17 protein-coding genes and 1 pseudogene are annotated in these 26,716 nt (G+C 61.7%); 5 read left to right on the forward strand and 13 right to left on the reverse strand.

Annotation, left to right across the window (positions count from 1 at the left end; all coding sequences use genetic code 11):
- Positions 1-62: 62 nt before the first annotated feature.
- Positions 63-1,337, forward strand: coding sequence for an MFS transporter (locus GIV26_RS04060; protein WP_236279541.1), 1,275 nt, complete (start codon positions 63-65; stop codon positions 1,335-1,337).
- A 115-nt stretch (positions 1,338-1,452) separates the two neighbouring features.
- Here the strand turns inward: GIV26_RS04060 and hemE are convergent, their stop codons facing one another.
- The 10 genes and pseudogenes from hemE to pilM form a co-directional block, all read right to left on the reverse strand.
- On the reverse strand, positions 1,453-2,520 hold the full coding sequence (hemE, locus tag GIV26_RS04065; protein WP_034125581.1) for a uroporphyrinogen decarboxylase: 1,068 nt from the start codon (positions 2,518-2,520) through the stop codon (positions 1,453-1,455).
- Positions 2,521-2,716: 196 nt separating this feature from the next.
- Positions 2,717-4,135 (reverse strand): FAD-dependent oxidoreductase, encoded by a 1,419-nt coding sequence (locus tag GIV26_RS04070; RefSeq protein ID WP_034125580.1) that lies wholly within the window; start codon positions 4,133-4,135, stop codon positions 2,717-2,719.
- A 32-nt stretch (positions 4,136-4,167) separates the two neighbouring features.
- On the reverse strand, positions 4,168-8,613 hold the full coding sequence (gene gltB, locus GIV26_RS04075; RefSeq protein WP_057709583.1) for a glutamate synthase large subunit: 4,446 nt from the start codon (positions 8,611-8,613) through the stop codon (positions 4,168-4,170).
- A gap of 352 nt (positions 8,614-8,965) precedes the next feature.
- Positions 8,966-10,543, reverse strand: coding sequence for an SPOR domain-containing protein (locus GIV26_RS04080; RefSeq protein WP_054896205.1), 1,578 nt, complete (start codon positions 10,541-10,543; stop codon positions 8,966-8,968).
- Between the two features lie 9 nt (positions 10,544-10,552).
- Positions 10,553-11,653, reverse strand: coding sequence for a 3-dehydroquinate synthase (gene aroB / locus GIV26_RS04085; protein ID WP_236279542.1), 1,101 nt, complete (start codon positions 11,651-11,653; stop codon positions 10,553-10,555).
- Between the two features lie 126 nt (positions 11,654-11,779).
- Complete coding sequence (gene aroK, locus GIV26_RS04090) at positions 11,780-12,298, reverse strand: shikimate kinase AroK (RefSeq protein WP_003187914.1); 519 nt, start codon at positions 12,296-12,298, stop codon at positions 11,780-11,782.
- Positions 12,299-12,302: 4 nt separating this feature from the next.
- Positions 12,303-13,559: pseudogene (locus tag GIV26_RS04095) on the reverse strand (type IV pilus secretin PilQ); the annotation flags it as partial.
- A gap of 138 nt (positions 13,560-13,697) precedes the next feature.
- A complete protein-coding gene (locus tag GIV26_RS04100) occupies positions 13,698-14,669 on the reverse strand; it encodes a pilus assembly protein PilP (protein WP_236279543.1) in 972 nt (323 codons plus the stop codon).
- A complete protein-coding gene (locus GIV26_RS04105; protein ID WP_034125574.1) occupies positions 14,666-15,217 on the reverse strand; it encodes a PilN domain-containing protein in 552 nt (183 codons plus the stop codon). Before GIV26_RS04105 ends, GIV26_RS04100 begins: the two co-directional genes overlap by 4 nt.
- Entirely contained in the window at positions 15,214-15,870 is a 657-nt protein-coding gene (gene pilM, locus GIV26_RS04110; protein ID WP_034125864.1) for a type IV pilus biogenesis protein PilM, read from the reverse strand. Before pilM ends, GIV26_RS04105 begins: the two co-directional genes overlap by 4 nt.
- A 232-nt stretch (positions 15,871-16,102) precedes the next feature.
- Here pilM and GIV26_RS04115 point away from each other — a divergent pair, with 232 nt between their 5' ends.
- Positions 16,103-18,565 (forward strand): penicillin-binding protein 1A, encoded by a 2,463-nt coding sequence (locus tag GIV26_RS04115; RefSeq protein ID WP_374956610.1) that lies wholly within the window; start codon positions 16,103-16,105, stop codon positions 18,563-18,565.
- 212 nt (positions 18,566-18,777) lie between these two features.
- Here the strand turns inward: GIV26_RS04115 and GIV26_RS04120 are convergent, their stop codons facing one another.
- The 3 genes from GIV26_RS04120 to rpmE all read right to left on the reverse strand — a co-directional run bounded on the left by GIV26_RS04120 (position 18,778) and on the right by rpmE (position 21,283).
- A complete protein-coding gene (locus tag GIV26_RS04120) occupies positions 18,778-20,046 on the reverse strand; it encodes a malic enzyme-like NAD(P)-binding protein (protein ID WP_005784034.1) in 1,269 nt (422 codons plus the stop codon).
- 182 nt (positions 20,047-20,228) lie between these two features.
- Entirely contained in the window at positions 20,229-21,035 is an 807-nt protein-coding gene (locus tag GIV26_RS04125) for a thermonuclease family protein (protein WP_236279544.1), read from the reverse strand.
- Positions 21,036-21,049: 14 nt separating this feature from the next.
- Positions 21,050-21,283 carry a 50S ribosomal protein L31 gene (gene rpmE / locus GIV26_RS04130; protein ID WP_005784030.1) on the reverse strand — a complete coding sequence of 78 codons (234 nt, stop codon included), beginning with the start codon at positions 21,281-21,283 and terminating at the stop codon, positions 21,050-21,052.
- A 357-nt stretch (positions 21,284-21,640) separates the two neighbouring features.
- Here rpmE and GIV26_RS04135 point away from each other — a divergent pair, with 357 nt between their 5' ends.
- The 3 genes from GIV26_RS04135 (at position 21,641) to GIV26_RS04145 (ending at position 26,504) form a co-directional block, all read left to right on the forward strand.
- Positions 21,641-23,860, forward strand: coding sequence for a primosomal protein N' (locus tag GIV26_RS04135; protein ID WP_200583263.1), 2,220 nt, complete (start codon positions 21,641-21,643; stop codon positions 23,858-23,860).
- Between the two features lie 204 nt (positions 23,861-24,064).
- Complete coding sequence (gene argS, locus GIV26_RS04140) at positions 24,065-25,801, forward strand: arginine--tRNA ligase (RefSeq protein WP_236279545.1); 1,737 nt, start codon at positions 24,065-24,067, stop codon at positions 25,799-25,801.
- Position 25,802: 1 nt separating this feature from the next.
- Positions 25,803-26,504 (forward strand): SPOR domain-containing protein, encoded by a 702-nt coding sequence (locus GIV26_RS04145; protein ID WP_003187899.1) that lies wholly within the window; start codon positions 25,803-25,805, stop codon positions 26,502-26,504.
- Positions 26,505-26,716 lie beyond the last annotated feature (212 nt).

The following is a 26,716-nucleotide window of genomic DNA, read 5'->3' on the forward strand; positions in this document are numbered from 1 at the left end:
TAGCCAGCTATATGCTTTTTCGTATTGTCAGTCCTGGCAGACTTTCCTCCCCGAGGTCCCTCGTGAATCCTGCTGTTGCTCCACTTGCCCAACACACCCCGCCCTCAGCCCTTGATGACGTGGTGGCGCAGCTCAACGACGCGTACATCGAAAAAGGCACGCCGATGTTCATCCGCACCGTGCTGGCACTGTTCTCCGGCGGCTTCGCCACCTTTGCGCTGTTGTATTGCGTGCAGCCGATGATGCCGGCGCTGTCCCACGAGTTTTCCATCAATGCGGCGCAAAGCAGCCTGATTTTGTCCGTCGCGACCGCCATGCTCGCCTGCGGCCTGCTGATCACCGGGCCGATATCCGACAGGCTGGGGCGCAAGCCGGTGATGGTCGCTGCGTTGTTCTGTGCGGCGCTGGCCACCATCGCCAGCGGCTTGATGCCGAGCTGGGAGGGCATCCTGTTGATGCGTGCACTGGTGGGCTTGTCCTTGAGCGGCCTGGCCGCCGTGGCCATGACCTACCTCAGCGAAGAGATCCACCCGCAGCACATCGGCCTGGCCATGGGCCTGTACATCGGCGGCAACGCGATTGGGGGCATGAGCGGGCGCCTGATCATCGGCGTGTTGATCGACTTCGTCAGCTGGCACACCGCAATGCTGATCATCGGCGCCCTGGCGTTGATCGCTGCCACGGTGTTCTGGAAGATCCTCCCCGAATCGCGCAACTTCCGCGCCAGCAGCCTCAAGCCACGCAGCCTGGTGGACGGCTTTGTCATGCACTTCAAGGACGCCGGCCTGCCGTGGCTGTTTCTCGAAGCCTTCCTGCTGATGGGCGCGTTCGTGACGATGTTCAACTACATCGGCTATCGCCTGCTGGCCTCCCCCTACGATCTGAGCCAGGCGGTGGTCGGTTTGCTGTCAGTGGTGTACCTCTCGGGCATCTACAGCTCGGCCAAGATCGGCTCACTGGCCGACCGCCTCGGCCGCCGCCGCGTGCTATGGGGCACCATCGTGCTGATGCTCGCCGGCATGGCCCTGACGCTGTTCACCCCGCTGTGGTTGGTGGTGCCAGGCATGCTGGTGTTCACCTTCGGCTTCTTCGGCGCCCACTCGGTCGCCAGCAGCTGGATCGGCCGCCGCGCAGTGAAAGCCAAGGGGCAGGCGTCGTCGCTGTACCTGTTCTGCTATTACGTGGGGTCGAGCATTGCCGGGACTGCGGGTGGGTTTTTCTGGCACTTTGCCGGGTGGAACGGGATTGGCGGGTTTATCGTCGCGCTGCTGATTGGCGCGTTGCTGGTGGCGTTGAAGCTGGCGAAGTTGCCGCCACTGGGCCATGTGAAAGCCTGAGGCGACTGGCTTTATGTGGGAGCTGGCTTGCCTGCGATAGCGGTGTTGAATTCGCCGCCGCCATCGCAGCGATGCGGCGACCCGACAAGCCAGCTCCCACATTTTGTTTTCCGTTTTACTCGTGGTATTGCGCCGACAGTTCGTGCACTGCGCGCAAGAACGCACCCGCGTGCTCCGGGTTCACTTCCGGTGTGATGCCGTGGCCAAGGTTGAACACGTGGCCACTGCCCTTGCCATAGCTGGCCAGGATGCGTCCGACTTCGGCGCGGATCGCTTCTGGCTTGGCGTACAGCACGGTCGGGTCCATGTTGCCTTGCAGGGCAACCTGGTTGCCGACGCGACGGCGCGCTTCGCCGAGGTCGCAGGTCCAGTCCAGGCCCAATGCATCGGCGCCCGCGTCAGCGATGCTTTCCAGCCACAGGCCGCCGCCTTTGGTGAACATGATCACCGGAACCTTGCGGCCTTCGTGTTCACGGATCAGGCCGCTGACGATCTTGCGCATGTAGGCCAGGGAGAACTCCTGGTACGCCGCCGACGACAAGTTGCCACCCCAGGTGTCGAAAATCTGTACCGCTTGGGCGCCTGCCATGATCTGGCCGTTGAGGTAGGACGTGACCGACTGCGCCAGCTTGTCCAGCAACAGGTGCATGGCTTGCGGGTTGTCGTAGAGCATGGCCTTGGTCTTGCGGAAGTCTTTCGACGAGCCGCCTTCAACCATGTAGGTGGCCAGGGTCCAGGGGCTGCCGGAGAAACCGATCAGCGGCACGCGGCCGTTGAGCTCGCGGCGGATGGTGCTCACAGCATCCATCACGTAGCCCAGGTCTTTGTGTGGGTCAGGGATCGGCAGGGCTTCGATATCGGCCAGGGTGCTGACGACTTTCTTGAAGCGCGGGCCTTCGCCGGTTTCGAAGTACAGGCCTTGGCCCATGGCGTCCGGGATGGTGAGGATATCGGAGAAGAGGATGGCCGCATCCAGTTGTGGGTAGCGGTCCAGCGGCTGCATCGTGACTTCGCAGGCGAACTCCGGGTTCATGCACAGGCTCATGAAATCACCGGCGTTGGCGCGACTGGCACGGTATTCCGGCAGATAGCGACCGGCTTGACGCATCATCCACACCGGGGTGACGTCTACGGGTTGCTTGAGCAGGGCACGAAGGAAACGGTCGTTCTTGAGGGCAGTCATGTCGGCATCCGCAAAAAAAGTGCGGGCATTTTCTCAGAGCGCGACGCAAAAGGCACGGAATGCACCGTGCCTTTTGTCTATCGGGTCAATTTGTCGCGGCAATGCCGCCGCAGGATCGCTCCCACGCTCCGCGTCATGCTGTTCGGGACGCGGAGCGTCCCTGGCGGCATTCCCACGCAGAGCGTGGGAACGATCATCAGACTTGCAGGTAGTCCAGGATGCCTTCGGCGGCGTTACGGCCTTCGAAGATCGCGGTGACCACCAGGTCCGACCCGCGCACCATGTCGCCACCGGCGAAGATCTTCGGGTTGCTGGTCTGGTGCTTGTACTGGCCTTGTTCCGGGGCCACGACGCGGCCCTGGCTGTCGGTCTGGATTTCGAACTGCTCGAACCACGACGCCGGGCTTGGACGGAAACCGAAGGCGATGACCACGGCGTCGGCCGGGATGATCTCTTCGGAACCCGGAATCGGCTCGGGGCTGCGACGGCCACGGGCGTCCGGTTCGCCGAGACGGGTCTCGACCACCTTCACACCCTCGACGCGGTCTTCACCGACGATGGCAATCGGCTGGCGGTTGTAGAGAAATCTCACGCCTTCTTCCTTGGCGTTCTTCACCTCTTTGCGCGAGCCGGGCATGTTGGCTTCGTCACGGCGATAAGCGCAGGTCACCGACTTGGCGCCCTGGCGGATCGAGGTGCGGTTGCAATCCATCGCGGTGTCGCCACCGCCCAGCACCACGACCTTCTTGCCCTTCATGTCGACGAAATCTTCCGGCGACTTTTCAAAGCCCAGGTTGCGGTTGACGTTGGCGATCAGGAAGTCGAGCGCGTCATACACGCCGGGCAAGTCCTCACCGGCAAAGCCGCCCTTCATATAGGTGTAGGTGCCCATGCCCATGAACACCGCATCGTATTCGGCGAGCAGTTGCTCCATGGTGATGTCTTTGCCGATTTCGGTATTGAGGCGGAACTCGATACCCATGCCAGTGAACACTTCACGACGGTGGCTGAGTACGGTTTTTTCCAGCTTGAACTCAGGGATACCGAAGGTCAGCAGGCCACCGATTTCTGGGTTCTTGTCGAACACCACCGGAGTCACGCCGCCACGCACCAACACGTCGGCACACCCCAGGCCAGCAGGGCCCGCGCCGATGATCGCGACGCGCTTGCCTGTTGGCTTGACCTTGGACATGTCCGGGCGCCAGCCCATGGCGAACGCCGTATCGGTGATGTACTTCTCCACCGAACCGATGGTCACCGCGCCGAAGCCGTCGTTGAGGGTGCAGGCACCTTCACACAGACGGTCTTGCGGGCACACCCGGCCGCAGACTTCCGGCAGGGTGTTGGTCTGGTGCGACAGCTCGGCGGCGGCGAGGATGTTGCCCTCGGCCACCAGTTTGAGCCAGTTGGGAATGAAGTTGTGCACCGGGCACTTCCATTCGCAATACGGGTTACCGCACCCCAGGCAGCGGTGGGCCTGGTCGGCCGAGTGCTGGGGTTTGAAGGGTTCGTAGATTTCCACGAACTCTTTCTTGCGTTGACGCAACAGTTTCTTCTTCGGATCTTTGCGCCCGACATCGATGAACTGGAAGTCGTTATTCAGACGTTCAGCCATGTTAAAACCTCATCAAACTGTTCAGGCGCATATCACTGCGGGTTGGCACGGATGCTGGAAAGCAACGATTTCAGGTTGGCAGCCTTGGGCTTGACCAGCCAGAAACGACGCAGGTAATCATCGAGGTTTTCGGCGAGGTTACGACCCCATTCGCTGCCGGTTTCCTCGACGTACTCGTCCAGCACGTGCTGCAAGTGGTTCCGGTAGGATTCCATGGCTTCGCCGCTGATACGCTGGATCTCGACCAACTCGTGGTTGACCTTGTCGACGAAGGTGTTGTCCTGGTCGAGCACGTAGGCGAAACCGCCGGTCATGCCCGAACCGAAGTTGTAACCGGTCTTGCCCAGTACCGCGACAAAGCCTCCGGTCATGTACTCGCAGCAGTGATCGCCAGTGCCTTCCACCACGGTGTGGGCACCGGAGTTACGCACGGCGAAACGCTCACCGGCAGTACCTGCGGCAAACAGCTTGCCACCGGTGGCGCCGTACAGGCAGGTGTTGCCGATGATGGCACTGTCCTGGGTCTTGTACACGCTGCCAGCCGGCGGAACGATGACCAGTTTGCCGCCAGTCATGCCCTTGCCCACGTAGTCGTTGGCGTCGCCTTCCAGGTACATGTGCAGGCCGCCGGCGTTCCACACGCCGAAGCTCTGGCCCGCAGTGCCCTTGAAGCGGAAGGTGATCGGCGCTTTCGCCATGCCCTGGTTGCCGTGCTTGCGTGCGATTTCGCCGGAGATGCGTGCGCCGATGGAACGGTCGCAGTTGCAGATATCCAGGGCGAACTCGCCACCGCTGGCGTCGTTGATCGAGGAGCCGGCCATTTCGACCATTTTCTCGGCCAGCAGGCCTTTGTCGAACGGTGGGTTGCGATCCACCTGGCAGAATTGTGGCTTGTCTGCCGGGATGTGATCGCTGCCCAACAGCGGCGTGAGGTCCAGATGTTGTTGCTTGGCGGTCTGGCCTTCGAGGATGTCCAACAGGTCGGTGCGACCGATCAGCTCTTCCAGCGAACGCACGCCCAATTTGGCCAGCCACTCACGGGTTTCTTCGGCGACGTAGGTGAAGAAATTCACCACCATGTCGACGGTGCCGATGTAGTGATCCTTGCGCAGTTTCTCGTTCTGAGTCGCCACGCCGGTGGCGCAGTTGTTCAGGTGGCAGATGCGCAGGTATTTGCAGCCCAGGGCGATCATGGGCGCAGTACCGAAGCCGAAACTTTCGGCTCCGAGGATCGCGGCCTTGATCACATCGAGGCCGGTTTTCAGGCCGCCGTCGGTCTGTACTCGCACCTTGCCGCGCAGGTCGTTGCCGCGCAGGGTCTGGTGGGTTTCGGCCAGGCCGAGTTCCCACGGTGCACCGGCGTACTTGATCGAGGTCAGCGGCGAAGCGCCGGTGCCGCCGTCGTAGCCGGAGATGGTGATCAGGTCGGCATAGGCCTTGGCCACACCGGCGGCGATGGTGCCGACGCCGGCTTCTGCCACCAGTTTCACCGAGACCAGGGCCTGGGGGTTGACTTGTTTCAAGTCGAAAATCAGCTGCGACAAGTCTTCAATCGAGTAAATGTCGTGGTGCGGCGGTGGCGAGATCAACGTCACGCCCGGCACCGCATAGCGCAGCTTGGCGATCAAACCGTTGACCTTACCGCCTGGCAATTGACCACCCTCACCCGGCTTGGCGCCTTGGGCCACCTTGATCTGCAGCACCTCGGCATTCACCAGGTACTCCGGGGTCACCCCGAAACGGCCGGTGGCCACCTGCTTGATCTTCGAGCTTTTGAGCGTGCCGTAGCGCGCCGGGTCTTCACCGCCTTCGCCGGAGTTGGAACGCGCACCCAGGCGGTTCATGGCTTCGGCCAGGGCTTCGTGAGCCTCGGGCGACAGGGCGCCCAGGGAAATACCGGCGGAGTCGAAGCGCTTGAGGATCGACTCCAGCGGCTCGACCTGGCTGATGTCCATCGGCGTGTCCAGGGTCTTCACTTTGAACAGATCGCGGATCATCGACACCGGGCGGTTGTCCACCAGGCTCGTGTATTCCTTGAACTTGGCGTAGTCGCCCTGCTGCACAGCGGCTTGCAGGGTGTTGACCACGTCCGGGTTGTAGGCATGGTATTCGCCACCGTGCACGAACTTGAGCAGGCCACCTTGCTGGATCGGCTTGCGCGCGCTCCAGGCTTCGGCGGCCAGGGCTTTTTGCTCGGCTTCGATGTCGACGAAACGCGCACCCTTGATGCGGCTCGGTACGCCACGGAAACTCAGCTCGCAGACTTCTTCGGACAGGCCGATGGCTTCGAACAACTGCGCGCCACGGTAGGAAGTGACGGTGGAGATACCCATCTTCGAGAGGATCTTCAGCAGGCCCTTGGTGATGCCCTTGCGGTAGTTCTTGAACACCTCATAGAGGTCTCCCAGCACTTCACCGGTACGGATCAGGTCACCCAGCACTTCGTACGCGAGGAACGGGTACACCGCCGAAGCGCCGAAACCGATCAGCACCGCAAAGTGATGCGGGTCGCGGGCAGTGGCGGTTTCCACGAGGATGTTGGAGTCGCAGCGCAGGCCTTTTTCAGTCAGGCGGTGGTGCACCGCGCCGGTCGCCAGGGACGCGTGGATCGGCAACTTGCCCGGCGCGATATGGCGGTCGGTCAGTACGATCTGGGTACGACCGGCACGCACGGCTTCTTCAGCCTGGTCAGCAACGTTACGCACTGCGGCTTCAAGGCCCAGGCTCTCGTCGTAGTTCAGGTCGATGATCTGACGATCGAAGCCCGGACGCTCAAGGGTCATCAGCGAGCGCCATTTGGCCGGGGAAATGACCGGCGAGCTGAGGATCACACGGGAGGCATGCTCAGGCGATTCCTGGAAGATGTTGCGCTCGGCGCCGAGGCACACTTCCAGGGACATCACGATGGCTTCACGCAGCGGGTCGATCGGCGGGTTGGTCACCTGGGCGAACTGCTGGCGGAAGTAGTCGTACGGCGTGCGTACGCGCTGGGACAGCACGGCCATTGGCGTGTCATCGCCCATGGAGCCGACGGCCTCGTAGCCTTGCTCACCGAGCGGACGCAGCACCTGGTCGCGCTCTTCGAACGTGACCTGGTACATCTTCATGTACTGCTTGAGCTGGTCGACGTCATAGAAAGCCGAACCGTGGTCGTTGTCTTCCATGGTCGCCTGGATGCGCAGGGCGTTCTTGCGCAGCCATTGCTTGTACGGGTGACGGGACTTCAAGCGGTTGTCGATGGCGTCGGTGTCGAGGATCTGCCCGGTCTCGGTGTCCACGGCCAGGATCTGGCCAGGGCCCACACGGCCTTTGGCGATCACGTCTTCAGGCTTGTAGTCCCACACGCCGATTTCCGAGGCGAGGGTGATGAAACCGTTGGTGGTGGTCACCCAACGCGCCGGGCGCAGGCCGTTACGGTCGAGCAGGCACACCGCATAGCGGCCGTCGGTCATGACCACGCCGGCCGGGCCGTCCCACGGTTCCATGTGCATCGAGTTGTACTCGTAGAACGCACGCAGGTCCGGGTCCATCGTCTCGACGTTCTGCCACGCTGGCGGAATGATCATGCGCACGCCACGGAACAGGTCGATGCCGCCGGTGACCATCAGTTCGAGCATGTTGTCCATGCTGGAGGAGTCGGAACCCACGCGATTGACCAGCGGGCCGAGCTCTTCGAGGTCCATCAAATCGTTGGCGAACTTGGTGCGACGGGCCTGGGCCCAGTTGCGGTTGCCAGTGATGGTATTGATCTCGCCGTTGTGGGCGAGGAAGCGGAATGGCTGGGCCAGCGGCCATTTCGGCAGGGTATTGGTGGAGAAGCGCTGGTGGAACACGCAGATTGCGGTTTGCAGGCGCTCATCGCTCAGGTCTGGATAGAAGGCGGTGAGGTCCGCCGGCATCATCAGGCCTTTATAAATGATGGTCTTGTGGGAAAAGCTGCAGATGTAATGGTCAGTGTCGGCGGCGTTGAGCACCGACGAACGACGACGGGACGTGAACAGCTTGATCGCCATGTCCTGGTCGCTCAGGCCATCGCCGGCGATGAACACTTGTTCGATCTGCGGCAGGCGCTCCAGGGCCAGGCGGCCGAGTACGCTGGTGTCGATGGGCACTTTGCGCCATCCGACGATTTGCAGGCCGGCGGCGGCGATCTCGCGGTTCATGTTCTCGCGAGCGGCTTCGGCTTTTACCGGGTCCTGGTTGAAAAACACCATGCCCACGGCGTACTGCTTGGGCAGTTCGACCGCGAATTGCTCTTTGGCGACAGCGCGCAGGAACTGGTCGGGCTTTTGAATCAGCAAGCCACAGCCGTCACCGGTCTTGCCGTCGGCGTTGATCCCACCGCGGTGGGTCATGCAGGTCAGGGCCTCGATGGCCGTTTGCAAAAGGGTATGACTGGGTTCGCCCTGCATGTGGGCTATCAGGCCGAAACCGCAGTTATCCTTGAATTCATCGGGTTGGTACAGACCTGCTTTCATAGACACTTTCTCACCAGGCTGCCTCTTTTACCGAGGCAAATTTCTTTTCAATTCAACCGGTTACCTTCCACGCCGAACGTACGCCGGCTTAGCGGGGGCAAAAGGGAGGTCATTGTACACACCGACACAGACGCTCACAAATTTAGCGACGAAATGTCGCAAATCTATGTCGCATTTATGAAAGGTTTAAAGCGATATGCTGTGCTAGTCAAAACTTTTTTAATTCTGACCGCTACGACTCAAAAGCCACTGTGACGCAGACACCACAAAGCGCGCGGTCTCTGGAGACTGCACGCACTTGCGGATTTTTTTGAGGTGCCGGGAGGGCGGCCTGGGTAAGGCCGCCGGATCTTCAGCGAGTTGCTGCCAGTTCTTGTTGAACGCTGGCAACAGTGCGAGGCCAAGGTTTACCAGCCTGAACCTTCGCTGGCAAGGCTTTGATAGCAGAATCGGCTGCGGCGCGGCTTGGGAAGCTGCCGTAGGTGATCACGTAGAGAGGTTTGCCGTTGAGCACTTTCTTGAAATAACGGTACTGGCCGCCCTGCTCTTTGACGAACGCCTGGGCGTTGGCTTCGGAGCTGGTGCCGAGGATCTGTACCACAAAGTTACCGGTAGGCTGGCTGCTGTACCAGCTGCTGCCAGCAGCGCCGGCCTTGGCAACGGTGGCGGCTGGTTTTTCCGCAGGCTTGGCGGCCGGGGCTGGTTTGGCGGCTGGCGCTGGTGCGACAGGCTTGGTCACCGGAGCAGGCTTGGCGGTAGCAACGGTGGGCGCCGGCGTAGGAGTCGGCTTGGCGACCGGAGCAACCGGCGTCGCTGGCACACCGGCCGGTACGCCTGCAGGTGGCGCGGTGGTGGTCACGGTCGGCGGCGTGGCGCTGGAGCCTTCCACCGGCACACCGTCGTCGCCTTCGGAGATGCCACCGGCTTCTTCAGCCAGAGGGCCGCGCATCACAGGTTGGCCGACCATCGGCAGGTTGGTCGGTTGGCCGGAGTTGGCAAATTCGACGTTTGGCGTGGGCTTGCCCAGTGGCAACTGCGCCTGTTCGGTTGGCGCGCCAGTGGTTGTCGGTGCTTTGTTGCGGCCCGGGATCAACCAGGCGGCGGCAACAGCGACCACGACAACGGCGGAAATAGCCAATACGTGCTTCTTAGGCATAGTGAACCCCATCTTTGGACGCTTGACCGCAGAGCGGCTGGCAATCATGGCTTCGATCATGGCATCGCGGGCAACCTGGTTGATGTTTCCAGGCCAGCCATCGGAGCTTTCGTGAATATCAGAGATCTGCGCAGCGGTGAAAAGTTCGATACCCGCCCCTGCGCCTTCAAGACGTTGTGCAAGGTATTCGCGGGTTTCTTCCTCTTCGTACGGCTGCAACTCGATGACGTGAAACAGCTCCTGCTCACCGCTGATCTGCTCCAGATCGGCGATCAACGACGACTCACCGAACAGGAACACATGCGGGCGACCTTCCGGCGTACCCGCTGCCAGCGCCAGCAAGGCTTCCAGGGCCGATTCGTCGAGCTGCTCGGCGTCGTCTACCAGCAGGTAGACTTCCTGGCCGGTCAGGCCCAATTGCACCACCTGCTTGAGAATCGCGTTCGGCTCGGCGTTGGAGACGTTCAACGCTTGCGCCACCTCGCGCAGTACGCCAGCCGCATCACCGGCACCGCGGGCAGACACCACCACGCTCTGCACCGATTGTTTGTTGGTGCTGGCCACCAGCGCCTGGCGCAGCAAGGTCTTGCCGCTGCCCAGAGGGCCGGTCACCACCAGCAGCAACTGGCTGTAGCGCGCAAGGTGATGCAACTGCCCAAGTACCGGCTTGCGCTGGGCGGGGAAGAACTTGAAACCCGGCACCCGTGGTGCGAAGGGGTCGTGGCTCAAGTGATAATGGCCGAGGAACGCCTCGTCGGCATGCAAACTAGTCATCGGGTCTTATTAACCTTTGAGCTGGGCCAGGGCGCGGTAATCCGCTCCCAGCGTGGCCTGTAGAATCTCTTTTGGATAATCGTCGGTCACCACGGCTTCGCCGATGTGGCGCAGCAGTACCAGTCGAAGTCGACCGTCGATCACTTTCTTGTCTATCGCCATATGTTCAAGGAAATCCGCCTCGGCCATCTCCGTGGGCGGAACGACCGGCAAACCGGCACGCTGGAACAGGCGGATACCGCGATCACGCTCTTGGGCGCTGATCCAGCCCAGGCGCTGCGACATATCCAATGCCATCACCGTACCAGCCGCCACGGCCTCCCCATGCAGCCACACACCATAGCCCATGTGCGTTTCGATCGCATGGCCGAAGGTGTGGCCCAGGTTCAGCGTGGCCCGCACGCCGGACTCGCGCTCGTCGGCATTGACCACCAGCGCCTTGGCCGCGCAAGAGCGGGAGATCGCTTCGGTCAGGGCTACCTGATCGAGGGCGCGCAAGGCGTCCATGTGTTCTTCCAGCCAGGTCAGGAACGGCTCATCGCAAATCAGGCCGTACTTGATGACTTCCGCCAGCCCCGCCGACAGCTCGCGCGGCGGCAAGGTGTTGAGGGTAGCGGTGTCGATCAGCACAGCCTGAGGCTGGTAGAACGCGCCGACCATGTTCTTGCCCAACGGGTGGTTGATACCGGTCTTGCCACCCACCGACGAATCGACCTGGGACAGCAAGGTGGTCGGCACCTGGATGAAATCCACGCCGCGCTGGTAGCAGGCCGCGGCAAACCCGGCCATGTCGCCAATCACACCGCCGCCCAGGGCGACCACAGTGGTTCGACGGTCATGGCGCGCAGTCAGCAGGCCATCAAAGATCAGTTGCAGGGTTTCCCAGTTTTTGTGGGCTTCGCCGTCAGGCAACACCACGGAGATCACCGAGTACGCCGCCAGGCTGCGGCTCAGACGCTCAAGGTACAGCGGCGCGACCGTTTCGTTGGAGATGATTGCCACCTGTCGGCCGGCAATATGCGGCGCAAGCAGTTCGGGCTGGTCCAACAGACCTGCGCCAATGTGGATCGGGTAGCTGCGCTCGCCTAGATCGACCTTAAGTGTCTGCATGTGTCCCCGCGTTGAAGATGTATTAACGACCGGCACTGTCGACATCTCGACACCGCCTGGTGGCTCTACGCCATACCTTATAAGGTCATGGCGCGCCGCCGAGAATAGCGCATTTCGGGCCAGGCTTTAACGGGGTGGCAACCGTTGCAGGCGCTCAAGGATGTCAAGTACGACCATCCGAGGTGGCCGTTCATCGGTTTCCACCACCAGATCGGCGATTTCCCGATACAGCGGATCGCGCAGCGCCAGCAGGTCCCGCAGGGTTTTCGCCGGGTCGGCGGTGCGCAGCAACGGGCGATTGCGATCACGGGCGGTACGGCCCACCTGCTGTTCGACCGACGCGTGCAGATACACCACCCGACCACCGGCATGCAGCGCCCGACGGTTTTCATCGCGCATGACGGCGCCACCGCCGGTCGCCAATACCACGCCATCGCAGCCGCACAGCTCGGCAATCATCGCCTGCTCGCGGTCACGAAAGCCCAGCTCGCCTTCTTTATCGAAGATCCATGGGATATTGGCACCCGTGCGCAATTCAATTTCCTTGTCGGAATCTTTGAATGGCAGGCGCAGCTCTTTGGCCAGCAAACGGCCGATGGTGCTTTTTCCAGCCCCCATCGGCCCTACAAGAATCAAATTTCGCACAGAATCAACGACTCACAGCAATCGCCTGGTTATTCATGATACGCGGAGTCAGGAATACCAGCAGCTCGGATTTTTTCTCCGCCAGCACATCGCGCCGGAAAAGGCGGCCAAGATACGGCACATCGCCCAAAAATGGCACTTTATCTACCACTTTGCTTTGGGTGTTGGAGAAAACCCCGCCAATGACGATGGTCTCGCCATCCCTGACCAGAACCTTGGCGTTGACCTCGTTTTTCTTGATCGGCGGCACGTCATTGAGTCGGTTCAGGTAGTCGGGCTCATCCTTGGTGACCTTGACCGCCATGATCACATGGTCGTCGGGAGTGATTTGCGGCGTGACTTCAAGCGACAGCGAGGCCTCTTTGAACGACACCGAGGTGGCACCCTGGGAGGTGGATTCCTGATAAGGAATCTCGGTGCCTTTGAGGATGCGTGCAGTCTCTTTGTCGGAGGTGACGACCTTGGGCTGCGAGACGATCTCACCGTTGCCGGTTTTTTCCATGGCGGTCAGCTCAAGGTCCAGCAACAGGTTGTCGGTGATATAGGCGATCCCCAGGCCCGAGGTTCCGGCCAGCGACCCCAAGTCGACAAAGGGTGAACTGGGTGGGTTTTGCGGCGGCTCGGCACCCTCCGCCAGCGGCTTGCCAATACCGCCAACCCCGCTGTTGCCACGGGTGAGCCGCCCACCCCAGCGCACACCCAGGCTTTTGTCGTAGTCGACATTGGCCTCCACAATCCGCGCCTCGATCATGACCTGGCGTACCGGGATATCCAGTTGCGCCACGATGCGCCGCAGCTCTTCGAGCCGCTCGCCAGTCTGGTAGGCGATGATGTTGTTGGTGCGGTCATCCACCGCCACCGAACCGCGCTCATCGGTGGCGCCCTCAAAGCCGGTCACCGACTGAAACAGCTTGGCCAGGTCGGCGGCCTTGGCGTAATTGACCTGCAGCAGCTCCCGACGCAAGGGCGCCAGCTCGGCCATCTGCTTGCGCGACTCCAGCATCAACAGCTCGCGAGCAGCCAATTCATCGGCGGGCGCCACCAGCAGCACGCCCGCCTTGACTCGCTTGTCCAAGCCCTTGGTTTGCAGTACCAGGTCCAGAGCCTGGTCCCAGGGCACATCCTTGAGCCGCAGGGTGATCGAGCCCTGCACCTCATCGCTGGTCACCAGGTTGAGCCCGGCGACATCGGCAATTTGCTGCAAGACCGCGCGCAGGTCGATGTCCTGGAAATTCAGGGTCAGCTTGGCGCCTGTATAGCTGACCGGCTGGGCACTGTCGGGCGGCGGCAGTTGGATAAGGTCCAGGCGATTGGGCACAGCAGCAGCCATCGGTGCCGTGAACGCTATCCATAGCGCCACACCGAAGGACGAGAAGGTCCTTTTCATTGTTTGATTCCGTTATGAGTTGACGTTCAGCACAAGGGTTCGCGGGCGTTCCAGCCAGGCGCCCTGTCCATCGGGAAACAGCTCCACCAGCTCGACAGCAGCGTCTTGAATGGCCGTGACCTGGCCATGGTCCGGCCCCAGGTAATCACCCACCGCCAGCCGATACACCCTGGCCCCAGCCCGCAACAAGGCAAAGGCCTGCGCACCACGGGACAACGTACCGACCATTTCGAACTGATCGAGGCGCATACCTTCCAACAGTCCCCGTGGCCGGGTGAAATCCGGGGCAAGGGCCGGGCGGCCCGGAACGTGCGGTGCCTGCAAGGCGGGCGGCGTGAACGGATCGCGCAAGGACGAGGGTTCGTAGACAAATTGCGGCCCTGGGTCCAGCACCTGACGGGCCTTGCCGTTTTGCAGGGTGCTGCGATAGGTCTTGGCGAGCATGTTCAGACGCAACAAGGCGCCCTGATGCCCGAGCGCAATATCCTGCACGGTAACGACCCGTGGCAACCCACCCAAGGCACTGACAAACGTCGCCAGGTCGTGGTAAACCCCGGACGCGCCTATCTGCATGGGTTGTTCGATATAAAGCTGCCGAGGCGCTTCATCCAGCACGGTGATGCCTTCGACCCACACCCCATGAACAGCCGCCAGCCGGGCGATGTCTTCCAGCACGGCAGGCACCTCGGACTCGCCGGGCAATTGCCCTAGAAGGCTGGCGAGATTGTCTTCCATGCTCCGGACTTGCCGGGTGCGCAGCTCAAGGCTCGCGGCCAGGCCGGTCTTTTCTGTGAGTTGCTGCTGCAGCGCCTGCTCCCGCGCCTCAAGCCCGTGCAATCGCTCCCGCTGCGGCCCCCCATGCGAAACCTCGCCCAGCACCAGCACCAGGCCGGCCAGCACACAGCCAAGCAGCACCTTGCCCGGCAGGGACCATTTGGCAGCGTTGTAAGAGAGCGTGGAAAAATCGAGCCTGGGCAGGCTCATGGTTGCGCCTCGCTGGACTCTCCCTGGCGCACCATCAGTTGGAATTCACTTTCGCCGCGTGCACCTTCGCTTTGCACGCGCTGCAGACGGGTCGAACTGGAGCCGTGGATTGGCTTGAGTTGCTGCATCAAACGGGCGATATCCTGGTTGCTTTCTGCCGTGCCGCGAATGCTGATGGTGTCGCCGTTGGCAACCACCTCATGCAGATGGACACCTTCAGGCACCGAGCGAGCCAATTGCTCGAACAATCGGGCACCGGAAGAGCGGGCATCGTGCAGGTCCTGAACCACCTTCATGCGTTCGGCCAGTTGCTGGCTTCGCGCCTGCAAGTCGTCGATAGTCCTGATCCGCGAGTCCTGGGTAGCGATGTGCTCTTCCAGGCGGCTGTTGCGGCTTACCTGCCGGTCTATCGCCTGGTCGATCACTTGATCAGCCAACCACAGTGCCGCGAGCGCCACGCAGGCAAACGCCAGCAATAGCACCAACAGGTATTTGCGCCTGCGCTCCGCGAGGGCCTGGCGCCAAGGCAAAAGATTGATTCGTGTCATCCAGCGAAACTCCTAAGGGCCAGCCCGCAAGCCACTCCCATCCCTTGGGCATCCAAGGCCCATTGTGCACCATCGACTCTATGACCCGGCGTGAAGCTGGCAAAATCCTGAAGGCAAGCGCGCTCCAATGCAAACCCTTCTACATCGACCACCCGCGGCACCAGCCCCGCCAGGGCCAAAACCGCCTCGCGCGCTTCGACCTGCTCACGCAGGCACGCCGCCAGCATCACCTCTACCCACTGCGGGCCTTGAGCCGATGGCCCTTGAACCTGAAAGTCGATGGCCACCTCGTCCAATGGATAGGGGATGAACTGGTCGGCTTCCATCTGGATCTTCCAGGCCATTTCCTCATCACTGAGGCCGGCGTCCATGTCAATCAGCCGGGTAATTACCGACGGGCCCGCAACCGCCACGGCGGCGTACCGGGCCGAGGTACCCAGGCGCGACAGTGCCTGTTGCAGCATACGGCCCACTCCCTCAAGGTCCAGCAAGGTGCCGTCCACCACCGCCTGGGGCGGCAGCATTTGCATAACGTAGCCCTGGACGCTGAAACCGCCTGATGAACGGCCCAGTTCGATCAGCTTGATGCCGCTGTCATTGATATCGACCCCCAACACCGTGTCGACTTTTCGCCTGAAAAATCCCTTTCCCATAAAACTCCCCAAAACTTTCCCTGTCATACCGGCTGTCATCTCGCCTGATTGCTGCCAGGCACCTTGCATTCGGTCGGCTTGTTCAAGGCTCGCGAATGACGCCCCAAGCTGAAAAATGCTTTAATGCCCAGCGTTTTTTCCCGCTTTTTATCTGCTGCCCGGGTCGATCCATCGTTTGCCATGCATCCCCGACGCGTAACTCATTCTTTTCTCTGGAAATCCAAAAGCCTTGATTCGTCTGCTGAAGTTTTTCGGGTACTCCATTGTCGCCATCGTTTGCGGGCTGCTGCTCGTACTCAGCGGGGCCTACCTCTACCTTAGTCCGGGTTTGCCCTCCGTAGAGGCCCTCAGAAGTATCCAGTTGCAGATTCCTTTGCGGGTCTACAGCAGCGATGAAAAACTGATCGCGGAGTTCGGCGAAATGCGCCGCACACCGATCCGTTTCGCCGACATTCCACCCAATTTCATCAGCGCTTTGCTGTCTGCCGAAGACGATAATTTCGCCAACCACTACGGCGTAGACCCCAGCAGCCTGGTGCGTGCAGCCACGCAATTGGTAAAAAGTGGACACATTCAATCGGGTGGCAGCACCATCACCATGCAGGTGGCGAAGAACTTCTTCCTCACCAGCGAACGCAGCTTTTCCCGCAAGGCCACCGAAATCCTGCTGGCGCTGCAGATCGAACGCCAGTTGACCAAGGATGAAATCCTCGAGCTGTACGTCAACAAGATCTACTTGGGCAACCGCGCTTACGGCATCGAGGCCGCGTCCCAGGTCTACTATGGCAAGTCGATTCGTGACGCCAGCCTGGCGCAAATGGCGATGATCGCCGGCCTGCCCAAGGCACCGTCGCGCTTCAACCCGCTGGCCAACCCGGCGCGCAGTAAAGAACGCCGTGACTGGATCCTGGGCCGCATGTACAAACTGGGCAAGATCGACCAGGCCGCTTATGAAAGTGCCGTAGCCGAGCCGCTGAACGCCAGCTATCACGTGCCGACCCCAGAAGTGAATGCACCCTATATCGCCGAAATGGCCCGCGCCGAGATGGTTGGCCGTTATGGCAGCGAGGCCTACACCGAAGGTTTCCGCGTCACCACGACGGTGCCGAGCAACTTGCAGGAAATCGCCAACCATTCGGTACATGAAGGCCTGATCACTTATGACCAGCGTCACGGCTACCGTGGCCCCGAGTCGCGCCTGCCGGGCAAGACCCTGAGTGCCTGGACCACCGAATTGGGCAAACAGCGTTCGATCAGCGGCCTGGACCCGGCCATCGTCACCCAGGTAACCAAGGACGGCATCCAAGTGCTGACCCGCTCTGGCGAAGCCCATGTAGCCTGGGACAGCATGAAGTGGGCACGCCCGTTCCTGAACACCAACAGCATGGGCCCGATGCCCAAGCAGCCATCCGACGTGGCCCAGGTGGGTGATTTGATCCGCGTGCAACGCCAAAAGGATGACAGCCTCAAATTCAGCCAGGTGCCGCTCGCCCAGGGCGCCCTGGTGTCCCTGGACCCGCAGAACGGTGCGATCCGCGCACTGGTCGGCGGCTTTGCCTTCGAGCAGAGCAACTACAACCGCGCTACCCAGGCCAAGCGCCAGCCGGGCTCCAGTTTCAAGCCGTTTGTCTACAGTGCCGCGCTGGACAACGGCTACACCGCCGCCAGCCTGGTCAACGACGCGCCAATCGTGTTTGTCGATGAATATCTGGACAAGGTCTGGCGCCCGAAGAATGACACCAACACGTTCCTCGGCCCGATCCGTATCCGCGAGGCGCTGTACAAGTCACGCAACCTGGTGTCGATCCGCCTGTTGCAGGCGATGGGCGTAGGCAAGACCATCGACTATATGACGCGCTTTGGCTTCGCCAAGTCGGACCTGCCGCCAAACCTGTCCCTGGCCCTGGGTACCGCGACCCTCACGCCGATGGAAATCGCCACCGGCTGGAGCACCTTTGCCAACGGCGGCTACAAGATCGCGCCGTACCTGATCGACAAGATCGAAAGCCGCAATGGCGACACCCTGTTCACCGCCAACCCGCCACGGGTACCCGGCGACGTGGTCAATGGTGTGGCCGCGACCGACGGGCTTGCGGTACCGAGCAACGGCGGTATCACCATCGAGGCGACGCCAGGCACACCGCCGGCCGCAAACGCCGGCGCACCGGCCGAACCGCAAGCGCCAGCGGTTGCCGAGCGCATCGTGGACGGCCGCACTACCTACATCCTCAACAGCATCCTGCAAGACGTGATCAAGAAGGGCACCGGCCGCCGCGCACTGGCTCTGGGCCGTGCGGATATCGCTGGCAAGACCGGTACCACCAACGAGTCCAAGGACGCGTGGTTCTCCGGCTACAACGGCGACTACGTGACCACCGTGTGGACCGGCTATGACCAGCCTGAAAGCCTGGGCCGCCGCGAGTTTGGTGGCACCGTCGCCCTGCCGATCTGGATGAGCTACATGGGCGCAGCGCTCAAGGACAAGCCGCTGCACACCCAGCCAGAGCCAGAAGGCATCCTCAGCCTGCGCATCGACCCGATCAGTGGCCGCGCAGCTTCACCGAGCACGCCGAATGCGTACTTCGAGCTGTTCAAGAGCGAAGACACACCGCCATCGGTCAACGAACTGGGCAACGGCGCAGTGCCGGGCAGCCCGCTGCCGGCGGATGAAGGCGCGCCGATCGATTTGTTCTGACCTGATCACGCTGATCGGCCGATCGTTCCCACGCTCCGCGTGGGAATGCATCCTGTGACGCTCTGCGTCACGATCTTAAAAGCAGACGCGGAGCGTCCAGGTGGGCATTCCCACGCAGAGCGTGGGAAAGATCAGCCACGGGACATCAGCCACAAAAAAGCCCCGACTGATCACTCAGTCGGGGCTTTTTTTGCGGGTGTGTCTACAACGGCTTAGCCGTTGAACACATCATCCACGCTTTGCAGCGGGTAGTTCTTTGGATACGGCAGGGTAGCCACACCAGTCTCGATAGCGGCCTTGGCCACGGCATCGGAGATCAGGGTGATCAGGCGCTTGTCCATTGGTTTCGGAATAATGTACTCACGACCGAATTCCAGCTTGGCGCCACCGTAGGCGTCACACACATCCTGAGGTACCGGCAGCTTGGCCAGTTCACGCAGGGCGTTGGCAGCGGCCACTTTCATTTCTTCGTTGATGCGCTTGGCGCGAACGTCCAGGGCACCACGGAAGATGAACGGGAAGCCCAATACGTTGTTGACCTGGTTCGGGTAGTCCGAACGGCCGGTGGCCATGATCACGTCGCTGCGAGTGGCGTGGGCCAGTTCTGGAGAGATTTCCGGATCCGGGTTGGAGCAGGCGAACACGATAGGGTTCGGCGCCATGGATTTGAGGCCTTCAGCGCTCAGCAGGTTCGGGCCGGACAGGCCAACGAACACGTCGGCACCGTCGAGGGCGTCAGCCAGGGTGCGCTTGGAGGACGGATGGGCAAACATCGCCTTGTACTGGTTCAGGTCGGTGCGCTCGGACTGAATCACGCCCTTGCTGTCGACCATGTAGATGTTTTCCAGCTTGGCGCCCATGCTGATGATCAGCTTCATGCAGGAAATGGCCGCGGCACCGGCGCCCAGGCAGACGATTTTCGCCTCGCCCAGGGTTTTGCCAGCAATTTCCAGGGCGTTGATCATGCCGGCTGCGGTAACGATCGCGGTGCCGTGTTGGTCATCGTGGAATACCGGAATGTCGCACTGCTCGATCAGGGCCTTTTCGATCTCGAAGCACTCAGGTGCCTTGATGTCTTCCAGGTTGATGCCACCGAACGTGATGGAAATGCGCTTGACGGTGTCGATGAACGCCTGCGGGCTTTCGGAATCGACTTCGATGTCGAAAACGTCGATGCCGGCAAAGCGCTTGAACAGCACGCCCTTGCCTTCCATGACTGGCTTGGAAGCCAATGGGCCGAGGTTACCCAGGCCCAGAATCGCGGTGCCATCGGAAATCACTGCAACCAGGTTGCCTTTGCCGGTGTACTTGTACGCCAGCTCTGGGTCACGGGCGATTTCACGTACGGGTTCGGCAACACCAGGGCTGTAGGCCAGCGACAGGTCGCGGGCAGTGGCAGTGGCTTTGGTGAGCTCTACACTCAGCTTTCCTGGACGAGGATGGGCATGGTATTCGAGAGCGGCAGTTTTCAAATCAGACATATCGGCATTCCGCTTTTACTGTTGGTCGACGGACCGCCGAGGATACGCGTGTCGTAAAGTCCCTACAAGACTGGGCAGTCACAGGTGTCAAGGGCCCTGCGCTACGACTTTTGGCCAAGAGCCACGGGATACAAGGGCTAAACTGTTCACAATCGAAATAAAAAATGTCTACAATTTTTTATTCAAAGCGCCGATTTCAGCATGCCGGGGTCGGTTATTGGCAACAGCCAGCGCGCTTGGCCTTTTTTCAGGCCGCCACGGCGGGCTCGATCCTGCACCCAACCGCGCGCCTCAATGGTGCGGCCTTGCAGACCATCGAGCATGGCCGTATCGAACTGGCTGATCAGCTCGGGCGCAATACGCAATACCAGTGAGCCCTGCAGCTCAATCCAGATTCCACCGCGATTACGCTCGATCTTGCTGACCCGACCGGCCACCAGCGCAAACCCGGAGCGCTTGAGATTCGCCACGCTGTGCACTGGCGATTGGCGCCACAGGCCGAGCCGTGCCTGGCGGGCGCTGTTTTCGGCCGCCTGCTGGCAGGCAACCAGGTCCACATTCGGCGCCACGCCCACTTGGTACCCCAGGCCCTCGGCCAGCAGTTGCGCCTCCAGGTTCTCGCCATTGGCTCCGTAGAGGTGAGCCAGGGTGCGCCCGTAATGGTCTTTGGCTTCGCGCCCCGCCACCAGGCCGACACGCCCATCGCTGGCCTTGACCAACGCCTGCAGGCGCTGGCGGGCGGCGACAGCGAATGGCTCGTCAGGGCGGCCCTTCTTGCCGGTTTCCGGCGCGTTGAGGCCGATCATGCGCACGCTGCGACCGTCCTTGAGGCGCACCGTGTCGCCATCCACCACGCGCTGCACATCGACGCGGACGACGGCTGCCGGCGCGGGGCAGAATGCATCGGCCTGAGCGGTTGCCAGCCAAATTCCAGGCACAAAAAAGGCGCCCACAAGGGACGCCTTTTTCAACAGCAGGTAAAAGCCCATAAGGCTCTTGAATCTTACTCTGCTGGAGTAGCAGCAGGCTTCTTGCCGAAAGCACCAAAGCGATCTGCGAAGCGCTGTACGCGGCCGCCGGTGTCCAGAGTTTTCTGCTTACCGGTGTAGAACGGGTGGCACTCGTTGCATACGTCAGTACCCAGTGGCTTGCACAGGTTCGAACGAGTTTCGAACTTGTTGCCGCAGCTGCAGGTGACTTCGATGGTTTCGTACGCTGGATGGATATCGGCTTTCATGGCACTTCCTCGGGCTAGCGTGCCGCCACTCGACACTATTGTCGAATACCGCACGTAATTAGGCCGCGGATTCTACCAGACCTTTTTAATCACGCAAGCGGCGGTAATGGCCGAAAACTCCCTTTCATCAGATATTCCTGACACACCGCCGTCAATGTGGGAGCCGGGCTTGCCCGCGAAGGCGGTGTGTCAGTCACTGCATCTGTTACTGCACTAGCGCTTTCGCAGGCAAGCCAGCTCCCACAGGAGGCTGAGCCGTTCTGGAGATCCGATTCCAGTACTGAAGACGGGACACCCCCGGTCTGCTAGGCTCGCGCCCCTGCGCCACCGCTTGCCTTTATTGATGAGACTCCTCGCGTGCCCGACGCCATTTTGCGCCTAGCCCTGCCCTCACCCCTGCGCCGCCTGTTCGATTACCGGGCCCCGCCCGGCGTGTCGCGTGCGCAGTTGCAACCGGGCATGCGCGTGCGCGTGCCGTTCGGACGCCGGGAAATGATCGGCATTCTGGTGGAAGTCACCGACCACAGCGAAGTGCCTGCCGAAAAGCTCAAGCCGGCAATTGCCCTGCTCGACGCCACACCACCGCTGCCGCCCGCGCTGTTCAAGCTGTGCCTGTGGACCGCGCAGTATTACCAACACAGCCTGGGCGATACCTTGAGCTGGGCGCTGCCGGTGCTGCTGCGCCAGGGCGAACTGGCCGAAGCGCGCCAGGAGCGTTTCTGGTCGATGGTGCCGGGCGCACGCCTCGACGACCCGCGCATCGCCCGCGCCCCGCGCCAGCGTGAGGCCCTGGCCACCTTGGCACAACACCCACACGGCGTGGCCCATCAGCTATTAAGCAAGCTGATGCTGAGCAAAGACAGCCTCGACCTGCTGCTGGCCAAGGGCCTGGTGCAGGTGGAAATCCGCAAACACGCCCCGGACCCGCGCCACGAACACTGGCTGGCCCAGCCGGAGTTGCCGCTGAACCCCGAGCAACGCGCCGCGTATGAGGCGATTCGCGCCGGTTTCGACAGTTTCCACGCGTTCCTGCTGGCCGGCGTCACTGGCAGCGGCAAGACCGAGGTCTATTTGCAGCTGATCCGCGAAACCCTGCAGGCGGGCAAGCAGGCACTGGTGCTGATCCCCGAGATCAACCTGGGCCCTCAGACCGTGGCGCGTTTCGAGCAACGCTTCAATGCCCGGATCGCCTTGGTGCACTCGGCAGTCAATGACCGTGAACGCCTGGAGTCGTGGCTGGCGGCGCGGGATGGCGAGGCCGACATTATTATCGGCACGCGCTCAGCACTGTTCACGCCGATGAAAAACCCCGGGCTGATCATCGTCGACGAGGAGCACGATAGCTCCTATAAACAGCAGGAAGGTTTGCGCTACCACGCCCGCGACCTCGCGCTGGTACGCGCCCGCCAGGAAGACATCCCGATTGTGCTGGGCTCGGCCACGCCGTCCCTGGAAAGCCTGCACAACGCCTACACCGGCCGTTACGGGCTGCTGCGCCTGAACGAGCGTGCTGGCGGCGCCAAACAACCGCGCTTCCTGCGCCTGGACGTGAAAAGCCGCCCGCTGGACAGCGGTATTTCCGGCCCGATGCAACAGGCCATTGGCCAGACCCTGGCCGCCGGCCAGCAAGTATTGGTATTTCTCAACCGCCGCGGCTTTGCCCCGACGTTGCTGTGCCATGACTGCGGCTGGATGTCCGGGTGCGAGCGCTGCGATGCGCGCATGACGGTGCATCAGCGCCACGGCGAGTTACGCTGCCATCACTGCGGCCATGTGGAACGGGTACCGCGCCATTGCCCGCAGTGCGGCAAGGTGGACCTGCGGCCCGTGGGCGCCGGCACCGAGCGCGCCGAAGAACGCCTCGGCATCCTGTTCCCGGACTACCCGGTGCTACGGGTGGACCGCGACAGCACGTCGCGCAAAGACGCCATGAACCAACTGTTCGCCACCATCCACAAAGGCCAACCGTGCATCCTGGTGGGCACGCAGATGCTTGCCAAGGGGCATCACTTCCCACGGGTGACCCTGGTGTCGATCCTGGATGCCGATGGCGGGTTGTTCTCCGGGGATTTTCGCGCCAGCGAACGCATGGCGCAGTTGATCGTGCAGGTGGCAGGACGCGCCGGTCGGGCCGAAGAGCCAGGCAGGGTGATTATCCAGACGCACCTGGCCGACCACCCGCTGCTGATTCAACTGACGGAACAAGGCTACTTTGCCTTCGCCGAACAGGCCTTGAGCGAACGCCGCGCCGCCGGCCTCCCGCCCTTTGCGCACCTGGCGCTGCTGCGTGCCGAAGCCCACAAACCCGGGCAGGCCGAAGGCTTTCTTGATGAGGCCTGCAGCGCCGCCGAACGTTTATTGGGCGAACTGGCCCTCAGTGGCATCGAACTACTCGGCCCGGTGCCAGCGCCCATGGAGCGGCGCGCCGGACGTTATCGCGCTCAGCTACTCTTGCAGGCAACCTCCCGCGCCCCGCTGCATCGGCTATTAAGTCGCTGGATGCTTGAGCTGGAGCAACTGCCCAGCGGTCGGCAGGTGCGATGGTCGTTGGATGTAGACCCGGTAGATTTGTATTGAGGGTAATTACGTCATCGCAGGCAAGCCAGCTCGCACATTATGAAATGTGAATACCCTTAAATGTGGGAGCGGGCTTGCCCGCGAAGAGGCCCGCAGGTCCGCCATATAGTCTGAACGGTTGGCAAGCCCGCCCTCGCCACGGATAATGCCCAGTTTTTCCACCTGCGCATCGCGCGCCGCCGCTTGCGGTCGAAAGAGAACACCATGAAAGACACCATTCGCCAGCTGATCCAACAAGCCCTCACCCAACTCGTCAACGAAGGTGTGTTGCCTGAAGGCCTGTCGCCGGCGATCCAGGTGGAGAACACCCGCGACAAGACCCATGGCGACTTCGCCAGCAACATCGCGATGATGCTGTCCAAGCCGGCCGGCATGAAGCCGCGTGACCTGGCAGAAAAAATCATCGCAGCCCTGCCGGCTGACGCCAGTGTCACCAAGGCCGAAATCGCCGGCCCAGGCTTTATCAACTTCTTCCAGAACACCCAGGCCCTGGCGTCACGCCTGGATGCCGCCCTGGCCGATGCGCGCATCGGTGCACGCAAGGCCGGCGACAGCCAGCGCGTGGTCATCGACCTGTCGGCACCGAACCTGGCCAAGGAAATGCACGTGGGCCACCTGCGCTCCACTATCATTGGCGATGGCGTGGCACGCGTGCTGGAATTCCTCGGCGACACCGTGATCCGCCAGAACCACGTGGGCGACTGGGGTACCCAGTTCGGCATGCTGATGGCCTATCTGCAGGAAAACCCGATCACCAGCAACGAGCTGGCCGACCTGGAAAATTTCTACCGTGCTGCCAAAAAGCGTTTCGATGAATCCGAAGAGTTCGCTGACCGCGCCCGCGGCCTGGTGGTCAAGCTGCAAGCCGGCGACGAAGAATGCCTGGCGCTGTGGAACCGCTTCCGTGAAATTTCCCTGTCTCATTGCCAGGAAATCTACGAGCTGCTCAATGTGAAACTGACCATGGCCGACGTGATGGGCGAAAGCGCCTACAACGACGACCTGATCAACGTGGTCAACGACCTCAAGGCCAAGGGCCTGCTGGTCGAAAGCAACGGCGCCCAGTGCGTGTTCCTCGAAGAATTCAAGACCGCCGACGGCGAGCCGCTGCCGGTGATCATCGTCAAGGCCGATGGCGGCTACCTCTACGCCACCACTGACCTGGCCGCCGTGCGTTACCGCAGTGGCGTGCTCAAGGCTGACCGTGCGCTGTACTTCGTCGACCAGCGCCAGGCCCTGCACTTCCAGCAGGTGTTCGAAGTGGCGCGTCGCGCCGGTTTCGTCACCCACCCGATGCACATGGAGCACATGGGCTTTGGCACCATGAACGGCGCCGATGGCCGCCCCTTCAAGACCCGCGACGGCGGCACCGTGAAGCTGATCGACCTGCTGACCGAAGCCCAGGAACGTGCCTACAACCTGGTGAAGGAAAAGAACCCGGAGCTGGCCGAGACCGACTTGCGCAACATCGCCCGCGTGGTGGGCATTGGCGCGGTGAAATACGCCGATCTGTCCAAGCACCGCACCAGCGACTACAGCTTCAACTTCGACCTGATGCTCAACTTCGAAGGCAACACCGCGCCGTACCTGCTGTACGCCTACACTCGCGTGGCCGGGGTATTCCGCAAGCTGGGCAAGGACTTCAGCGAAGTCGAAGGCCAGATCGCGCTGGACGCCGCCCACGAACAGGAACTGGCGGCCAAGCTCGCGCAATTTGGCGAGGTGCTCAACAGCGTTGGCGAAAAAGGCACGCCGCACATCCTGTGCACCTATTTGTACGAAGTGGCCGGCCTGTTCTCCAGTTTCTACGAGAACTGCCCGATCCTGACCGCCGACGACGAAGCCCAGAAACAAAGTCGCCTGCGCCTTGCCGCATTGGCTGGACGCACCCTCAAGCAAGGCCTGGAACTCTTGGGCCTGGAAACTCTGGAGCGTATGTAAGTTGGCTGCCAAGAAAAAACCTGCACCCAAGCGCGGCGCCAGCCGCTACCAGGCCCCGGCGAAGCAACCGATTCCGGGTTGGCTGTGGATGGCCATCGGCCTTACGGTCGGCGCATTTATCGTGTTTCTGATGAAGCTGGAGCCCGGCCAGGGCGATGACGTCAAGCGCGTCAAACAGGAGCAGCAAAAGGCCACGAAAATCGCCGAAGCCAACAAGACCGCGCCGAGCCCGACCGCACCGGTAAAGCCCAAGTACGACTTCTACACGCTGCTGCCGGAATCGGAAGTGATCGTGCCGCCTGACGCCGTGCCGGAAAAAACCCTGCCGACGCCACAAGTGCCGACCACGCCGGTAACCCCAGCGGAAGCGGCAAAAATCGACACGGCGCGCGCCCAGGCCGCGCTGGCCGGTATCACGCCGCCGCCAGCACCGCCAGTGGCAGCCACCAAGGCTGCGCCGGTGACCAAGTTCTTCCTGCAAGCGGGCTCGTTCCCGAAACAGGCGGATGCGGACCGTGTACGCGCACAGATCATTCTGTTGGGCCAATCGGTATCGGTTGAGTCCGGCACGGTGAAGGACGCGACCTGGTATCGCGTATTGGTGGGGCCGTTCAGCAACCGCGAACAGCTGACCGTGGCGCAAAAGCAATTGGCCGGCGCCGGGTTTAGCAACCTGTTGTTACAACAACGCCAGAGCCGCTGACTCATACTCACTGATCGTTCCCACGCTCCGCGTGGGAACGTGTCCCTTGACGCTCTGCGTCACAGAGCAGGCGCAGAGCGTCAAGGCGGCATTACCACGCGGAGCGTGGGAGCGATCACCACTCGTCTGCCCTGCCTTCCTACGGTTGAAATCCCCCTCGCCACCCCCATATGAGTTTCCATCAGGGCATTTTCGCCCCGCTGCGTGGAGAC

Origin of the sequence: Pseudomonas sp. PA-1-3F (genome assembly GCF_021609665.1) — a bacterium.
Taxonomy (GTDB): Bacteria; Pseudomonadota; Gammaproteobacteria; order Pseudomonadales; family Pseudomonadaceae; genus Aquipseudomonas; species Aquipseudomonas paracarnis.